The following is a 15,764-nucleotide window of genomic DNA, read 5'->3' as shown; positions in this document are numbered from 1 at the left end:
GACACACCTCATAGCGAGAAGAGATCATGCTTAGCCGTACCGCCGATCACCTGTTCTGGATGGCTCGCTACATGGAGCGGGCCGAAAACACTGCCCGCCTGCTCGACGTCAACTTGCAGAACCTGCTGCTGCCGCAGGATGCCATCGACGACGAAGAAGATGCCGACACCGCCCGTGCGCATGCCGGGGGCTTCGATGACGAGGGCGGATGGCGCGCCACCTTGCGCATCTCCGAACTGGAGCCTGCCTTCAATCGCAAACATGCGCGTGCCACACGTGCCAACGTGCTCGACTTCGTCGTGCGTGACCGCGATAACCCGTCCAGTATTGCCTGCTGTCTTGCGGCCGCGAGAGAAAACGCCCGTGCCGTGCGCGGTACCCTGACCACCGAACTATGGGAAACCGTCAACAGTACCTGGCTCGAATTTCCGCGCATGATCGACCTGCTCGAACGCGATCCGGCGCACCTGTTCGAATGGGTCAAAGTGCGCTCCCACCTCTCGCGCGGTGTGAGCTTCGGCACCTTGTTTCAGGACGATGCCTTCTACTTCACGCGCCTCGGCCTCTTTCTCGAACGGGCGGATAATACCGCGCGTATCCTCGACGTGCGCTTCCACGAAGCCGTGCGTGCCGACCGGGCCGATGCCTCGCATCCCACCGATTTTTACTATTGGTCTGCCGTGTTGCGCAGCGTGTCCGGCTTCGAGATCTACCGCAAGGTCTACCGAGACGTCATCACCCCGGAGCGCGTCGTCGAACTGCTCATGCTCAATGCCCACATGCCGCGCTCGTTGCTCGCCTCGCTCACGGGCGTGTGCGAAAACCTCGCCACACTGTCCAACGCGCAGTCGGGCGACGTCGAGCGCTATGCAGGCAAACTCCAGTCCGAACTCAAATACACCGATATCCAGCAGGTCCAGCAGCAAGGGCTGCACCCCGTCCTGACCGAGTTCCTCGAGCGAGTGTCCGTGCTCGGCAACAAAATCAGCCAGACATTCCTGATTCCGCTTGCCGCCTGATGCCATGCGCCTGATCATCCGCCACGAGACGACCTACCGATACGACACGCCGGTGCGTTACACCATCCAGCAGCTTCGGCTCACGCCCGTGGGGTCCGAAGTGCAGCGCATCGTGCATTGGCGGCTGAGCGCGCCCGGCAAGCTCACCGCCGCGCGCGACGCCTTCGGTAACGACATGCATACGCTGGTGTTGCACCAGCCGCATAGCGAAATCCACCTGCTTGCCGAAGGCGAAGTCGAAACCACGCCGCTGATCGATGGCAAGCTCGGCGAGATGAGCCATGCCGTACCAGTGTTATCCTTCGCCAGCCCGACACCGCTTACCGCGCGCAACGATGCCATCGATGCCCTTGCAGGCGACGCCGGGGTGACAACGCCAGACGAACTGCTGGCGCTCGCCGCGACCATCTGTGGCAAGGTCGACTACGAATCCGGTATCACCGCCGTGACCAGTACCGCCGCACAGGCGTTGGCGCTCGGGCGGGGCGTGTGCCAGGACCATGCACACCTCATGCTCGCCGTCTGTCGGGCGCGGGGCGTGCCGGCGAGATACGTCAGCGGGTACATCGATCCGGGCGACGTGCCGCATGCGGCCAGCCACGCATGGGTCGACGTATGGGTCGACGGGGCAGGGTGGGTCAGTATCGACGTCACCCATGCCTGCTTTGCCAGTGGCAACTATTGCCGGCTGGCCGTGGGCCGCGATTACGAGTCGGCGGCACCGGTCAGAGGCATGCGCAGCGGCGGGGCGACCGAAGCGCTGCACGTATCGGTGAGCGTCGATACCGTGCCGCTCGATCAACAACAGTAGCTTTTTCGCGTGACGGGGTGGAGTACCCCGCACGGCAAGACAGGAACGACATGACGTATTGCGTGGCCATGAAGCTCGATGCCGGGCTCGTATTTCTCTCCGACACTCGTACCAATGCGGGCGTCGATCATGTGAGCACCTTTCGCAAGATGCTCGTGTTCGAACGTCCCGGCGAGCGCGTGCTCGTATTGCTCTCGGCCGGTAACCTCGCGCTCACGCAGGCAGTGCGGCAGCATCTGGTCGAGGCACGCGAAACCGATGCCGACACCCTGTGGACCGCCAAATCCATGAGCGACGTGGCTCGCGTCGTCGGACAGGCGATTCGCGATGTCTATGCCCGCGACGCCAAAGCACTCGAAGCCTTCGGCGTCGACTTCAATTGCAGCTTCCTGCTGGGCGGACAAATCGCCGGCGCACCGAGCCGTCTGTTCCAACTGTACTCGGCGGGTAATTTCATCGAAGCGTCGTCCGTCAACCCGTATTTTCAGATCGGCGAGTCCAAATACGGCAAGCCCATCATCGACCGGCTCGTCACGCCGGCCACGTCGCTGGACGATGGCGCCAAGTGCGCACTCATCTCCATGGATTCCACCCTGCGCTCCAATGTGTCGGTAGGGCTGCCGCTCGATCTGCTCGTCTATGAAGAAGACAGTCTGCGCGTGACGCGCTTTGCGTCGCTCGACGACGAGAACGTGTATTACAAGATGATTCACGACACCTGGGGCTCGCGTTTGCGTCAGGTGTTCGACGAACTGCCGGAGCCCCAGTGGGCCGCCGTCGACGTCGGCGTGTCCGCCTTGCCGCCGCCGCGTGCCACGCCCCCTGAGGGCGCACCTGGTGCCGACGATGCGTCCAGCGTGCAATCGCTTGCGCAAACCTTCTCGTTGAAGATGCCGAGCTGAGCCTGCGCGGTGCGGACATAAAAAAACGGCGTGACCCGAAGGCCACGCCGTTTTGCGTTGAACTGATACCTCAGCAAGACGATGCCGGTGCCAGTAGCAATCCTTCTCTGCGATGACTGCGCCAATACAGCCAGGCGCTGATGGCCAGCGTCAGCACTTCCGTGATCAACAACGTGTACCAGATGGCCGTGCCACCCAACCACACGTTGAGCCACCAAAGAATGCCCAGCAACAGCACCCAGCTTCGCAAGGTCGCGATGGCAGCCGACGGGCCCGGTGCTTCCACTGCCGTCAGAAAACCTGCCACGATCAGATTGCCGGCCGCCGGCAGAAAGGCCAGCGCGTACCAGAGTACCGCGTGCTCGAGAATCGACCATGCCTGCATGCCCGCCGGCAGGAACAGGAACGTGAGCGGACGAGCGAGCGTCGCCATGGCGAGCGCGACCAGCACCGAAAATCCCGTCACGGCAATCACACCCAGCCGGAACGACTCACGTAACGCGTTCAGATCGCGCGCGCCGCGATAGAAGCTGATCATCGGCTGCATGCTCTGTACGAGCGCCACCATCGTGACCGTTGCGCCCAGCGTCATGTATTCCAGAATGGCGTAGGCGGCCAGTCCCGTCTCGCCGAAGTTCGACAGAATCACACGGTTGAAAGCGAACACCGTCACCGCAGGCGCGATCGCGCCCAGAAACTCCGAAGCGCCGTTATACATCGCGCGCCAGACATGGGTTTCGCCCTTCCCGAACGCACGCCACGCGGGCACGACCTGTTTGGCGAGCACGAAGTGGTAGCCGAGCATCACGCTGCTCGAGACCAGCATCGACAAGCCCGTCGCCAGCGACGCCCCATACATGCCCATGCCTCTGACGGCGATGAACCAATAGTCCAGCGCGACGTTGGCGAGCGCCCCCATGAACATCGCATACAGACCGAAACGCGCGGCCGGTGCGCCTTCCACGCGAAGGAACAGTTCCATCGCGTACAGACCATTGGCGAACAGCACGAACCAGCCCCAGCCCGACAGATACGCCACCACGTCTTGCGCGATGGGCCCCTCGGCGCCGAGCGCGGCAGCGATCTCATGACGGAAACCCAGCACCGCAGCACTCATCGTGATACCGAAGGCGAGCATCACCCACAGCACTTGCGAGAACGCGCGACGCGCTTCGGCCTCCCGCCCCTCGCCCAGCAGACGCGCAATGAGCGTGGCGCCGCCCACGCCCGTCATCACACTGAAGGCGTAAGGCACATACAACAGCGGCACCACAAGATTCAGTGCGGCGAGCGCTTGTTCGCCGACGTATCGGCCGATAAAGATCCCGTCGATCAGCGTGTAGACCGTGTACACCCAGCCAGACAGAATGGTCGGGATCGCGAGTGAAGCGAATTGTTTGAGCAGCGACGTCCTGGCGCCCTGCGCGGATTGACAGAAATTGGAATGAGACATGGTCCCCCCCGATGACACATCGCCGCGTCGTGTCGGGACGCAGCTCACCGTGGCTTGCACATCGAAGACTTCGAGATGGGAGATCGACCGGGCGCGCGCAAGCGATGGCGCACCCGTCCCGCCCGACACATCACGCGCAGCATCGATACTTCAGTGCGCGAGAGACGTCGTCAGGCAGACAGATCGGACGGCGGGAACATCGCCTGGTGCAGATGCACCCAGACAACGCCTTGCCGGGAAGCGGAGAAAAGCAGGAAATTCATGATGGTTTGCGTGACACGCCTGCCCTGAGAGGCATCGCGCCAGTGTTGAACGTCATGGGAAGGTTGAGCGGATGCTGCCTTCGGAACAACGTTACGCCCGGACTGCCGGGCGCGTAGTACAGACCTGCCGAACGATGGCGAAGTTCCCAATCGATTGATTTTACGGTGAGTAGATAGCGCTATCCCACGATGGGAAAGGACAATGGCACCGTCATCGCGCCATAAAAAAAGGGGCGCCGAAGCGCCCCAACATGGGTCCAGCAAGAAAGTCTTTCGTCGCCGTTATTGTTGTGCGCCGCCGTTGAACCACGCGGCGATTTTCTGACGTTCGTCGTCGGTCATCTGGGTCACATTTCCCAGCGGCATCGACTTGAGCGCCACGGCTTGTTGATAAATGCGTTGCGCGTTCTGCGAGATTTCGGCGGGCGTGTCGAGCATCACGCCTGCCGGCGCGCTGCCCATCATCGTCGGCTTCGCCGAGTGGCAGGTGGCGCAGCGTTGCGTCAGGATCGGCTGGATCTCCGAGAGCTTCACGGCCGGGGCGGCAGCTTCGCCATGCGCACCTGCGGCCGGTGCCGGGGTGGGGCGCGGTGCCGCGAACACGGCCACGCCAGCGAGGAGTGCAGCGCCCGCCACAGGCAGCGCGTACAGGTTCTTGCCCGAATGACGCAGCACGAAGAACTGACGAATCATCGCACCTGCGGCCATGATGATCGTGAGGATCACCCAGTTGTACGGATTGCTGTACGTGAACGCATAGTGGTTGCTGATCATGATGAACACGACCGGCAGCGTGAAATACGTGTTGTGCACCGAACGCTGCTTGCCCAGCTTGCCCCAGATCGGGTTCGGGACTTCGCCCTTCGACAGGGCGTCGACGCTCTTGCGCTGTCCCGGGATGATCCAGAAGAACACGTTGGCCGACATCGACGTGGCCATCATGGCGCCGACGATCAGGAACGCGGCGCGACCGGCGAAGATGTGCGTCGTGGCATACGTCGCGGCGACCACGAACAGGGCAACACCGATGCCCAGCACACGCTCGTTCTTGCCGAGGATGCGGCAAAGGAAGTCATAGACGAACCAGCCGCCGATCAGGAAAGCCACCGCGAGGCCCACGGCCTGGCCCGGTTGCAGATCCATCACGTTCTTGTCGATCAGATACGTTTGCGGTTGCAGCAGATACAGCACGCAGAACAGGGCAAAGCCCGAGAGCCACGTGGTGTACGACTTCCACTTCGACCAGTGCAGGTCTTCCGGCATCTGCGGCGGCGAGTTCAGATACTTCTGGGCGTGGTAGAAACCGCCACCGTGTACCGACCACATCTCGCCGAATACGCCTTTTTGCTTATCCTCGGCCGCCTTGGGCGGCTTCAGACCGTTATCCAGCATCACGAAATAGAACGACTCGCCAATCCACGCGATCGCTGCGACCACATGCAGCCAGCGCAGCAACAGATTGACCCAGTCGGTAATAAACGCTTCCATCTTATGTTCTCCTCAACTGCCTGACGTTCACGCTCGCGTTTCAGCTGCCGCGATACGTGGAAAAGCTCCACGGCGATACCAGAAGGGGCACGTGGTAATGCTGGGAAGGCTCGGCAATGCCGAAGCGCAATACGACGCGATCGACGAAGCGCGGCGACGGGACGTCCACGCCCTGTGCGGCGAAATAATCGCCCGCGTGGAACACCAGCTCATATTCGCCCGCGACGAATTCCTCGCCTTCGAGCAGCGGTTTGTCGCAGCGCCCGTCGTTGTTGGTCTGCACGTCGCGCAGCGAGCGGCGTTCGCCGTCCACGCGCCACAGCTCGACACGGATGCCCGCGCCAGGCTTGCCGTGCGATGTATCAAGTACGTGGGTAGTCAGTCGTCCCATGGTGTCTCCTGTGATGGATGGGTGCATTGTAGGGAGATGGCGGCCGGGTAACGTGCGCAATACCAAAGATAAAAACGCGCACATACCATGTCACGTCAGACAAAAAGATGACGGCCATCCATCGCGCGTGCCAGTGTGTCGAGGGTACGCCGCACGCACCGGATTGGGGATTTTTTGGACCACTATTTGCTTCTGTTATCCGTCACATAACAAGCTGCGTATGAAGTGTTGTTGCGCCGGGAGGCGCATCGTCCGGAAAGCCCAATGCTGACGTGCATTCTCGGGGAAAACCCGAGACGCATGATAAGCATTCATGCATACGTTCTATGAAAAAAACACTATAGCCCCCGGTGGTCTTGCCGCAAAAGGCGTCGACCTGCACCATTGAGCCACCCCAAAAATATCAATCAAACAGCCCCCCTGGGATGGAGACGCAATGAGTGTGACAACGAAAGCCGTGGATCCGGTCGACGAACGACTGCCGATCGGAAAATTGTTCATGCTGGGCCTGCAACACGTGCTGGTGATGTATGCGGGTGCGGTAGCCGTGCCCCTGATCATCGGTGGTGCCCTTGGTTTGCCCAAGGATCAGATTGCCTTTCTCATTTCTGCCGACCTGATGTGCTGCGGTATCGCCACGTTGCTGCAAAGCGTGGGCGTCGGCAGGTTCGGTATTCGCATGCCGGTCATCATGGCGGTGACGTTTGCGGCCGTCGGTCCGATGCTTGCCATCGGCACGAATCCGTCGCTGGGGCTGCCCGGTATCTTCGGGGCGACGATTGCGTCGGGCATCATCGGAACGCTCATTGCCCCGGTCATCGGTAAGTTGTTGCGGTTCTTCCCGCCCATCGTCACGGGTATCGTGATCACGTCCATTGGTCTGACGATCATCGGCGTGGGCATCAACTGGGCCGCCGGTGGCGTGGGCAACCCCGACTACGGCGACCCCGTCTATCTGGGCGTGTCGTTCGCGGTGCTCATCTTCATCTTGCTGATTACCCGTTTCGTGAAGGGTTTCTTCTCGAACATCGCGGTGCTGCTGGGCATTCTGTTTGGCTTCGTGATTGCGCTGATGCTGCACAAGGTCAATTTCGACGGTCTGGATCAGGTGAAGTGGTTTGACGTGGTGCTGCCGTTCCATTTCGGCATGCCGGTGTTCGATCCGTGGGCGATCGTCACGCTGACCATTGTGATTCTGATCACGTTCATCGAATCGACGGGCATGTTCCTGGCGCTGGGCGAGATCGTCGGCAAGCCGGTGGACGAGAAGGCGCTGGTGGCCGGTCTGCGCGTCGATGGTGTGGCGACGGTGATCGGTGGCGTGTTCAACACGTTCCCGCATACCTCGTTCTCGCAGAACATCGGCCTCGTGGGGGTGACGGGCGTGAAGAGCCGTTGGGTTTGCGCGGCAGCCGGCGTCATCCTGCTGGTTTTTGGCCTGATCCCCAAGATGTCGGTGATCGTCGCCTCGATTCCGCAGTTCGTGCTGGGCGGTGCGGGGGTGGTCATGTTCGGCATGGTGCTCGCCACCGGTATCAAGATCCTGTCGAAGGTCGACTACGCCTATAACCGTTACAACCTGTACATTGTGGCCATCAGCATCGGCATGGCGATGATTCCGGTCGCGTCGAACAAGTTCTTTGCGAAGATGCCCGAGCAACTCGCGCCGCTGCTGCATAGTGGGATTCTGCTCGCTACGCTCTCGGCCGTGATTCTGAACGCCTACTTCAACGGCTTCAAAGCCCCGGCGGCCAACGCTCACGGCGAGAAGAACGGCACAGGCATGGGGCTGGAGGCGCACTGATGAAAACGTTGCTCGTCAAGAATGCCGAGGTACTGGTCACGATGGACGCCGGCCGCCGCGAGATTGCCCGCGGCGGGCTGTACGTCGAGGACAACCGGATTGTGGCCGTCGGCACCAGCGACACGTTGCCGGCCACGGCCGACGAGGTGCTCGACCTGACCGGTCACGTCGTGATTCCCGGCCTCGTCAATACGCACCACCACATGTATCAGAGCCTCACGCGCGCCATTCCGGCCGCGCAGGACGGCGAACTGTTCAACTGGCTGACGAACCTGTATCCGGTGTGGGCGAATCTCACGCCGGAGATGATTCGCGTTTCGACACAGACCGCGATGGCCGAGTTGCTGCTCTCGGGCTGCACGACGTCGAGCGACCACCTCTATATCTATCCGAACGGCTGCAAGCTCGATCACAGCATTGAAGCCGCTGCCGAGATCGGCATGCGCTTTCATGCAAGCCGCGGCAGCATGAGCGTGGGGCAGAGCCAGGGCGGGCTGCCGCCCGATCGCGTTGTCGAGCGCGAAGACGACATTCTCAAAGACACGCAACGTCTTATCGAGACGTATCACGACGAAGGCCGCTACGCGATGTTGCGCGTGGTCGTGGCGCCGTGCTCGCCGTTTTCAGTGAGCCGCGACCTGATGCGCGAATCGGCGTCGATGGCGCGCCACTACGGTGTGTCGTTGCATACCCATCTGGCCGAAAACGTCAACGACATTGCCTACAGTCGCGAGAAGTTCGGCATGACGCCGGCGGAATATGCGCAGGACCTGGGCTGGGTCGGGCATGACGTGTGGCACGCGCATTGCGTGCAACTCGACGACGCGGGCATCGCGCTCTTCGCCAAGACCGGCACCGGCGTGGCGCACTGCCCATGCTCGAACATGCGACTCGCGTCGGGCATTGCACCGATTCGCCGGATGCGCGACGCGGGCGTGCCGGTCGGACTGGGCGTGGATGGCTCGGCCTCGAACGACGCCGCCAGCATGATCAACGAAGCGCGTCAGGCGCTGCTCTTGCAGCGTGTGGGCTTCGGCCCCAGTGCGATGACTGCCCGTGAGGCGTTGGAAATCGCCACGGTGGGCGGCGCGCGCGTGCTGGGCCGCGACGACATTGGCGTGCTGGCTGCCGGAATGGCGGCCGATTTCGTGGCCTTCGACACCCGCGGTGTGGGCATGGCCGGCGGTCTGCACGACCCGGTCGCCGCGTTGGTTTTCTGTAACCCTGGACAAGCGGCGTACAGCGTGGTGAACGGACGGGTGGTGGTGCGTGAAGGGCGTCTGGCGACGCTCGACCTGCCGTCGCTCGTCACGCGCCACAACGCGCTGGCGCGGCAACTGGCCGAGGCTTCCCGGTAACCCGTTGCCACACCGGCCACATATTCATGGTGTGTGGCCGAGCGTGGCAATGGGCCATCGGGAAATCCGGGGTGGTGTTCCTGTGCATGAGGGGCGCTGCCGTTCGGTTCGGCGGAGCGGTGGGGGCCGCTCCGCCGGTAAAAAAGCCGGCGCGGGACCCCGTCACACATTGACGCTCAGGGCAGTGCGCGAGTCTCGAGCAGCGTGCGGGTTGCGTCGGAAATGACGCTTCTCAGCCAGCGTACTTCGTCTGAATAATGTGTGCGCTCGTGCCACAACTGGTAGTACTGCATCGGCGGGAAATCGATGGGCGCTTCGACGACGGTGAGCGGCAAGAACTCCGCGTAATGGTCGGCAAACAGACGCGTCGTCGTAAAGATCAGATCGGATTTCAGCAGGACATACGGCGCCAGATTGAAGTACGGAATCGTGACGACCACGTTGCGCTTGAGTCGCTCGCGTGCAAGGTGCATGTCGATGGCGCCGCGTTGCGCCACGGAGTAGGGCGTGGGCGCGAGGTGCGGGCTGGCGAGGTATTGCTCGAGCGTGAGGCCGCGTTTGGCATACGGATGCGTATTGCGCACCAGACAGACGATCTGGTCGACGAACAGGTTCGAGAGGTGAAGCTGTTCGGGCGGTTCGGGCCAGTTGCCGATCACGATATCGACCTTGCCATCTTCCAGCGCGTGCTCGTAATCGAACGCCGGTCCGAGCGAATGCAGTTCAAGTTGCGCGTTCGGGGCTTGCTGGCGAAAGCGCTCGACGACCGTGGGCACGAAGAGCGTATTCAAGTAGTCGGGAGAGCCGATGCGGAACGTGCGCACCGTCGTTGCCGGATCGAAGTTCGACTGCTGGACCGTGATGCGCTCGATTTCACGCAGCGCGTTCTGCGTCGGTTCCAACAGCGATTGACCGTATTCCGTGGGCACCATGCCCGATTTGCCGCGCACCAGCAGCGGATCGCCGGTGATATCGCGCAGGCGTCGCAACGCCGCGCTGATCGCGGGCTGAGACTGGTTCAGCTTGACGGCCGCACGCGTCACGCTACGCTCGATCAACAAGGTGTGAAGGACGCGCAGCAAGTAGGTGTCGATCGGTTCGCGGTTTTGGCTCATGAGAAATATAACAATCCGAATATGTCGGACCCTGAATTGCATAAGTAAATCATTATGACGCACAAGCCCCCGACGTCTCTATAGCGGAAAGCCCCTATCACCAAAATAGGCGCTTGTCGCCTGTCCTTGGCCACGACTTGCCATGTTATTGACACATGCTCGACATTTCGCCGCGAATTGGGTATTTTCGTCCCGCCCAAGGACCGAGACTTCGCCCGTGACATCCCCCCAGCAATCCACGCCACGTCTGGCGCTGACTGGCATTACCAAGCGCTATCCGAGCGTGGTGGCCAACGACGATATCGCGTTGAGTGTGTTACCCGGCGAGATCCACGCCGTACTCGGCGAGAACGGGGCAGGCAAGAGCACGTTGATGAAGATCATCTACGGTGCCGTGCGCCCCGACGCCGGGGAAATCCGCTGGGAAGGCCAGCCGACGCGTATCGATAGCCCGGCCGCCGCCCGCAAGCTCGGCATTGGTATGGTCTTTCAGCATTTCTCGCTGTTTGAGACGCTCACGGTTGCCGAGAACATTTCCCTCGCCCTCGACGACGCCGGACACGATCTGAAGGCACTCGCCGGCCGCATTCGCGATGTCTCGGCCCAGTACGGTCTCGAGGTCGATCCGGCGCGCCATGTGCATAGTCTGTCGGTGGGGGAGCGTCAGCGCGTGGAGATTGTGCGCTGCCTGTTGCAGAACCCCCGTCTGCTCATCATGGACGAGCCCACCTCGGTACTCACGCCGCAAGCTGTCCAAAAGCTCTTCACCACGCTGCGCCGGCTGGCGTCCGAAGGTTGCAGCATCGTTTATATCAGTCACAAACTCGACGAAATCCGCGACCTGTGCGACCGCGCGACCGTGCTGCGCGCCGGGCGCGTGTCGGGGCATGCCGTGCCGCGTGAGGAGACCGCGGAGACACTGGCGCAGATGATGATCGGCCGCGCGCTGCCGCAGATCGAGCGCCGTGCCCATCAACCGGGCGATGTGCTGCTTTCCTTGCGTGAGCTATCGATGGCGAGCGAAGACCCGTTCGGCACCTCGCTGCACGGCGTCACGCTCGACGTGCATGCGGGGGAGATCGTCGGTATCGCCGGCGTTTCGGGGAATGGGCAGGCGGAGTTGCTGGCGGCGCTGTCGGGAGAAGTTCGCGCGCCGCAGGCCGAGGCGCTGCATTTGAACGGCCGAGCCGTCGGGCGCATGGGCGCGGCCACGCGGCGGCGGCTTGGGCTGGCCTTCGTGCCGGAAGAGCGCCTGGGGCGTGGCGCGGTGCCGAGCCTGTCGCTCACGGACAACGCGTTGCTCGGGGCATCTGGCACGGCGCACCTCGGATTGCTGCGTGGCGGCTGGATTCGTCGCAGCGCGCTGCGCCGATTCGCGTCGCTGTGTATCGAGCGCTTCAATGTGAAGGCGGGCGGGCCGGATGCCGCAGCGCAGAGTCTGTCGGGCGGCAATTTGCAGAAGTTCATCGTCGGACGCGAGATCCTTCAGGAGCCAAAGGTTCTGGTGGTGGCCCAGCCGACGTGGGGCGTAGACGTTGGCGCAGCGAGCTTCATCCGGCAGCAGTTGCTCGACCTGTCGGCGCGCGGCGTCGCGGTGCTGGTGCTGTCCGAAGAGCTTGACGAACTTTTCGAAATTTGCGACCGGATCACGGTGTTGGCGCAGGGGCATCTGTCGCCTGTGCGCAAGCCCGAGCAGACTGACGCTCGCGAGATCGGCCTGTGGATGGCGGGGATGTTCCCCGGCGGGCCGGGCAGTCCGGGCGCCCGTGCCGCCTGACGTCTCGGCACCACGGCATGACCTGCCTCGCCGGGCCTTCGTTCGTGCCGTCGCCGACACCGTAACGTTTTTCATCGATTTCCAGACACCATGTTCGATTTGACGCTTGAGCCAAGGCCAAGTCCTTCCCGCACCATGCGGCTCGCCATGCCGCTGGTGGCCACGCTCATTACGCTGGCCGGCGGGGTGCTCATCTTCAGTTTCCTCGGCAAGCATCCGGCGCAGGCGATGGCCGCATTCTTCCTCGCGCCGATCAGCAGTCTGAACGGCTGGTCCGAGTTGCTGCTCAAGGCGTCGCCCCTATGCCTGATCGCGCTGGGGCTGGCTATCGGCTATCGCGCCAACGTGTGGAACATCGGCGCGGAAGGCCAGTTGCTGCTGGGGGGCATTTTCGCGTCGGGCGTCGCCATCCATTTCGACGGTCACGGCGGCCCGTGGCTGCTGCCGTTGATGATGGCCGCAGGCGCACTCGGTGGCATGTTGTGGGCCGCGATTCCCGCACTGTTGCGGGTGCGCTTCAACGCCAACGAGATTCTCGTGAGCCTGATGCTGACCTACGTTGCCACGCAACTCCTGATCTATCTGGTGAGCGGGCCGTGGCAGGACCCGCACGGCATGAACTTCCCGCAGTCGATCAACTTCAGCCGCGACGCGCTGTTCCCACGCTTCTTCGGCGACTGGCATTGGGCGCCGTGGCGTGGCACACGTCTGAATGCGTCGGTGTTCATGGCGGTGGTGGCCGTGCCCGCTGCGTGGTTCTTCATGCGCAAGAGCTTTGCCGGGTACCGGATGGAAGTCGGCGGGCTCGCGCCGCTGGCCGCCCGCTATGCGGGCTATTCCGAGCCGCGCGCCGTCTGGCTGGCGTTGCTGATCGGTGGCGCCGCCGCCGGGTTGGCGGGCACGGGCGAAGTGGCGGGGCCGGTGGGCCAATTGCAGGCGACGTGGGCGCCGGGGTACGGCTTCACGGCGATCATCGTGGCGTTCGTGGGGCGTTTGCATCCGGTTGGCATCGTGCTGGCGAGTCTGCTCATGGCGCTGCTGTATCTGGGCGGCGAAGCGGTGCAGACGTCGCTCCAACTGCCCAAGGCGATCAGCGGCGTGTTTCAGGGGCTGCTGCTGTTCAGCCTGCTGGGGTGCGACGTTTTCGTGAATTACCGTTTGCGTCGCCGTGCCCGTGCGCACGCGCAGCAAGTCTGAGGAGCGCCGCATGGATTGGATCAATCTGCTGACGCCGCTTGCGGCAAGTGCCGTGATCGCGGCCATTCCGTTGATGCTCGCTGCGCTGGGCGAACTGGTGACGGAGAAGTCGGGCGTGCTCAATCTCGGTGTGGAAGGCACGATGCTGATGGGAGCCATCGGCGCGTTCGCCGTGACGGTGCAGACCGGCAGCCTTTGGCTCGGCGTGCTCGCGGGGATTGCCGCGGGCGTGGCGATGTCGGCCATCTTCGCGTGGCTGACGCTCTCGCTCATGGCCAATCAGGTGGCCACGGGGCTGGCGCTGACAATTTTCGGTGTGGGATTGTCGGCTTACGTGGGCCGTCCGTACACCGACGCCACCATCCCGATGTTGCGCGACCTGCCGATTCCCGGTTTGTCGTCGATTCCCGTGTTGGGGCCGTCGATCTTTTCGCTTAACCCGCTGGGCTATCTCTCGGTGGTGCTGCTCGTGGCGATTGCCGGGTTCCTGTACCGCACGCGCGCCGGACTGGTGCTGCGCTCGATTGGCGAGGCACCTGCGGTCGCCCATGCCATCGGCTATCCGGTGGTGCGCATTCGTTATCTCGCGACACTGTTCGGTGGCGCAATGTCGGGGCTGGCCGGCGCGTATTACTCGGTTGGCTATCTGCGGCTGTGGCAAGAAAACCTGACGGCTGGCCGCGGCTGGATTGCGCTGGCGCTGGTGGTGTTTGCGACATGGCGCCCGGGACGCACGGCGCTTGGCGCGCTGCTCTTCGGCGTGGTCATGGCGCTGCAATTCCAGGCGCAGGCGATGGGCATCCGCATTGCGTCGCAGGCGCTGGCGAGCTTGCCGTATCTCGCGACGATCGTGGTGTTGGTGATCATCTCGCGCAACCGCCAGACGATCCGGCTGAATGCGCCGGCGTCGCTGGGAAAACCGTTCTTTGCGGGGTCTTGACGCGTTGCCTGCGGGCAGCGTGAGCGTTCAGTACGTGACCAAAGAATCAACCTGAAACAATCGATGACGAGGAGAGAATCGATGCGACGTAAAGTCCTGATCACGATGGCAAGCCTGGCGGCTGCCATGCTGGTTTCCGCCTGCGGCAAGCAGGAGAGCAACACCGCGAATGCGCCGGCGGCGGCGTCCGACGCGCAGGCATCGGCGGCGCCGGCAGGCAAGGGGCCGATGGGCGTGGCGTTTGTCTACATCGGCAACCCGGGCGACGCTGGCTGGACCTTTGCTCACGAGCAAGGCGCCAAGGCCGTCGAAGCGAAGTATGGCGACAAGGTGAGCGTGACTCGCGTGGAGAACGTGCCCGAGGGTGCCGACTCGGAGCGTGTGTTCCGCGATCTGGCGAGCAAGGGCAACAAGCTGATTTTCGGCACGTCGTTCGGTTACATGGATTCGATGGTCAAGACGGCCGCCGATTTCCCGGATGTGACTTTCGAGCACGCCACCGGTTTCAAGACGGCGCCGAATCTCGGCACGTATGACGTGCGTACCTATGAGGGCGCGCATCTGGCCGGCGTAGTCGGCGGGCATGTGACGAAGTCCAATGTGATCGGCTATGTGGCATCGGTGCCGATTCCCGAAGTGATTCGCAACATCGATGCCTTCACCATCGCGGCGCGTGAAGTCAATCCGAAGGTCAAGGTGAAGGTCGTCTGGATCAATAGCTGGTTCGATCCGGGCAAGGAGCGTCAGGCGGCGGAATCGCTCGTCGGGCAGGGCGCCGACGTGCTGATGCAGAACGTCGACTCGGCCGTGGTGATGCAAGTCGCCGAAGAGAAGAAGATCCACGCCTTTGGCTGGGATTCGGACATGAGCAAGTTTGGCCCGAACGCCCATCTGGCTTCGGCGGCCATCGACTGGAGCAAGTATTACCTGCGCACCGTCGACGAAGTCATGCAGGGCTCTTGGAAGAACACGCCGGTCTGGGGGGGCATCAAGGAAGACGAGATCAACCTCGTCGCCATCAACGACAAGGCCGTGTCGGAAGCTGCCCGCAAGGCGGTGACAGCGCGCCATGACGCCATTCGCGACGGCAAGTACGATCCGTTCACCGGTCCGATCAAGGGGCAGGACGGCAAGGAGATCGTGCCGGCCGGCAAGACGCTCAACGACGACGAGAAGCACCAGATCAACTGGTTCGTCGAAGGTGTCGAAGGCTCGCTGCCGAAGCAGTAACGACAACTGCCGCTCT

13 protein-coding genes are annotated in these 15,764 nt (G+C 62.7%); 9 read left to right on the top strand and 4 right to left on the bottom strand.

The genetic code is table 11. The annotated features are described in order from the left end of the window. Positions 1-26 precede the first annotated feature (26 nt). Genes PI93_RS16360 through PI93_RS16350 form a run of 3 tightly spaced genes read left to right on the top strand, consistent with a single transcriptional unit; the run spans position 27 to position 2,732 of the window. Positions 27-1,019: an alpha-E domain-containing protein gene (locus tag PI93_RS16360; RefSeq protein ID WP_039374383.1), complete on the top strand. Its 993-nt coding sequence runs from the start codon at positions 27-29 to the stop codon at positions 1,017-1,019. Positions 1,020-1,023: 4 nt separating this feature from the next. Beyond that, positions 1,024-1,830 (top strand): transglutaminase family protein, encoded by an 807-nt coding sequence (locus tag PI93_RS16355; protein ID WP_039374469.1) that lies wholly within the window; start codon positions 1,024-1,026, stop codon positions 1,828-1,830. Between the two features lie 50 nt (positions 1,831-1,880). Continuing rightward, entirely contained in the window at positions 1,881-2,732 is an 852-nt protein-coding gene (locus PI93_RS16350; RefSeq protein WP_039374385.1) for a proteasome-type protease, read from the top strand. Positions 2,733-2,802: 70 nt separating this feature from the next. Here PI93_RS16350 and PI93_RS16345 read toward each other — a convergent pair whose 3' ends face one another. The 3 genes from PI93_RS16345 to uraH form a co-directional block, all read right to left on the bottom strand. Beyond that, positions 2,803-4,185, bottom strand: coding sequence for an MATE family efflux transporter (locus PI93_RS16345; RefSeq protein ID WP_039374386.1), 1,383 nt, complete (start codon positions 4,183-4,185; stop codon positions 2,803-2,805). A 545-nt stretch (positions 4,186-4,730) separates the two neighbouring features. Next, positions 4,731-5,936, bottom strand: a complete 1,206-nt coding sequence (locus tag PI93_RS16340; RefSeq protein WP_039374387.1) for a urate hydroxylase PuuD — start codon at positions 5,934-5,936, stop codon at positions 4,731-4,733. Between the two features lie 40 nt (positions 5,937-5,976). Next, positions 5,977-6,327, bottom strand: a complete 351-nt coding sequence (gene uraH / locus PI93_RS16335; RefSeq protein WP_039374389.1) for a hydroxyisourate hydrolase — start codon at positions 6,325-6,327, stop codon at positions 5,977-5,979. Positions 6,328-6,763: 436 nt separating this feature from the next. Here uraH and PI93_RS16330 point away from each other — a divergent pair, with 436 nt between their 5' ends. Further along, positions 6,764-8,131: a nucleobase:cation symporter-2 family protein gene (locus tag PI93_RS16330; protein WP_039374390.1), complete on the top strand. Its 1,368-nt coding sequence runs from the start codon at positions 6,764-6,766 to the stop codon at positions 8,129-8,131. After that, the gene (locus PI93_RS16325; protein WP_039374391.1) at positions 8,131-9,489 is read left to right on the top strand and encodes an 8-oxoguanine deaminase; all 1,359 of its coding nucleotides are present in this window, start codon (positions 8,131-8,133) and stop codon (positions 9,487-9,489) included. The genes PI93_RS16330 and PI93_RS16325 overlap by 1 nt, the downstream gene beginning before the upstream one ends. Before the next feature lie 176 nt (positions 9,490-9,665). Here the strand turns inward: PI93_RS16325 and PI93_RS16320 are convergent, their stop codons facing one another. Then, a complete protein-coding gene (locus tag PI93_RS16320) occupies positions 9,666-10,604 on the bottom strand; it encodes a LysR substrate-binding domain-containing protein (protein WP_039374393.1) in 939 nt (312 codons plus the stop codon). A 217-nt stretch (positions 10,605-10,821) separates the two neighbouring features. Between PI93_RS16320 and PI93_RS16315 the strand changes: the two genes are divergently transcribed. The 4 genes from PI93_RS16315 to PI93_RS16300 all read left to right on the top strand — a co-directional run bounded on the left by PI93_RS16315 (position 10,822) and on the right by PI93_RS16300 (position 15,748). Next, on the top strand, positions 10,822-12,381 hold the full coding sequence (locus PI93_RS16315; protein WP_039374394.1) for an ABC transporter ATP-binding protein: 1,560 nt from the start codon (positions 10,822-10,824) through the stop codon (positions 12,379-12,381). A 90-nt stretch (positions 12,382-12,471) separates the two neighbouring features. Beyond that, on the top strand, positions 12,472-13,578 hold the full coding sequence (locus PI93_RS16310; RefSeq protein ID WP_039374395.1) for an ABC transporter permease: 1,107 nt from the start codon (positions 12,472-12,474) through the stop codon (positions 13,576-13,578). 10 nt (positions 13,579-13,588) lie between these two features. Then, positions 13,589-14,518, top strand: coding sequence for an ABC transporter permease (locus PI93_RS16305; RefSeq protein WP_039374396.1), 930 nt, complete (start codon positions 13,589-13,591; stop codon positions 14,516-14,518). A gap of 81 nt (positions 14,519-14,599) precedes the next feature. Beyond that, positions 14,600-15,748 (top strand): BMP family ABC transporter substrate-binding protein, encoded by a 1,149-nt coding sequence (locus PI93_RS16300; protein ID WP_039374398.1) that lies wholly within the window; start codon positions 14,600-14,602, stop codon positions 15,746-15,748. Positions 15,749-15,764: the final 16 nt, after the last annotated feature.

This window comes from Pandoraea fibrosis (genome assembly GCF_000807775.2).
Taxonomy (GTDB): Bacteria; Pseudomonadota; Gammaproteobacteria; order Burkholderiales; family Burkholderiaceae; genus Pandoraea; species Pandoraea fibrosis.
The sequence above is the reverse complement of the archived record's forward strand: the minus strand, read 5'-3'. Positions and strand labels throughout refer to the sequence as shown.

Bases quoted from the DNA above. Each gene is read 5' to 3' on its own strand.
- PI93_RS16320 (WP_039374393.1), bottom strand. From the start codon at position 10,604: ATGAGCCAAAACCGCGAACCGATCGACACCTACTTGCTGCGCGTCCTT.
- PI93_RS16360 (WP_039374383.1), top strand. From the start codon at position 27: ATGCTTAGCCGTACCGCCGATCACCTGTTCTGGATGGCTCGCTACATG.
- PI93_RS16350 (WP_039374385.1), top strand. From the start codon at position 1,881: ATGACGTATTGCGTGGCCATGAAGCTCGATGCCGGGCTCGTATTTCTC.
- PI93_RS16300 (WP_039374398.1), top strand. From the start codon at position 14,600: ATGCGACGTAAAGTCCTGATCACGATGGCAAGCCTGGCGGCTGCCATG.
- PI93_RS16330 (WP_039374390.1), top strand. From the start codon at position 6,764: ATGAGTGTGACAACGAAAGCCGTGGATCCGGTCGACGAACGACTGCCG.
- PI93_RS16340 (WP_039374387.1), bottom strand. From the start codon at position 5,936: ATGGAAGCGTTTATTACCGACTGGGTCAATCTGTTGCTGCGCTGGCTG.
- PI93_RS16305 (WP_039374396.1), top strand. From the start codon at position 13,589: ATGGATTGGATCAATCTGCTGACGCCGCTTGCGGCAAGTGCCGTGATC.
- PI93_RS16345 (WP_039374386.1), bottom strand. From the start codon at position 4,185: ATGTCTCATTCCAATTTCTGTCAATCCGCGCAGGGCGCCAGGACGTCG.
- PI93_RS16325 (WP_039374391.1), top strand. From the start codon at position 8,131: ATGAAAACGTTGCTCGTCAAGAATGCCGAGGTACTGGTCACGATGGAC.
- uraH (WP_039374389.1), bottom strand. From the start codon at position 6,327: ATGGGACGACTGACTACCCACGTACTTGATACATCGCACGGCAAGCCT.
- PI93_RS16310 (WP_039374395.1), top strand. From the start codon at position 12,472: ATGTTCGATTTGACGCTTGAGCCAAGGCCAAGTCCTTCCCGCACCATG.
- PI93_RS16355 (WP_039374469.1), top strand. From the start codon at position 1,024: ATGCGCCTGATCATCCGCCACGAGACGACCTACCGATACGACACGCCG.